1 protein-coding gene is annotated in these 368 nt (G+C 36.4%); it reads right to left on the bottom strand.

Features of this window, described 5'->3' with window-relative positions:
- Window positions 1–368: ketoacyl-synthetase C-terminal extension domain-containing protein (locus CWB62_RS18540; protein WP_283235180.1), on the bottom strand; the 368-nt coding region annotated here is incomplete at both ends.

The raw sequence follows: 368 nt of genomic DNA, 5'->3' as shown, positions 1-368 counted from the left end.
TAAACAAATTAATACTTCTTCATCATCATCGGCTGTATAATCCTCTATTATCGGTCTTTTATAAGATGCAATCACCGCATGCACATTTGTACCACCCACACCAAAAGAACTTATACCGGCATACAAATTTTTATCATCGGCCAAACGTCTTAATTCGGTAATAATTTCAAATGGTAATGCTTGAAAATTTATTTCCGGATTTGGTTTGGTATAATTGATGGATGGAACCAGTTGTTTATGATGCAGTATCAGTGTAGATTTAATAAGTCCCACTACACCTGCTGCCGCAGTAAGATGACCCATATTAGATTTGATAGACCCAATCGGAATTTTATGGTCGATCTTATCATTTTGGTAGGCTACCGACA

Origin of the sequence: Pseudoalteromonas sp. S408 (assembly GCF_005886645.1) — a bacterium.
Lineage (GTDB): Bacteria > Pseudomonadota > Gammaproteobacteria > Enterobacterales > Alteromonadaceae > Pseudoalteromonas.
Note: the sequence above shows the minus strand (reverse complement) of the source record. Positions and strands in the feature narration are given on the sequence as shown.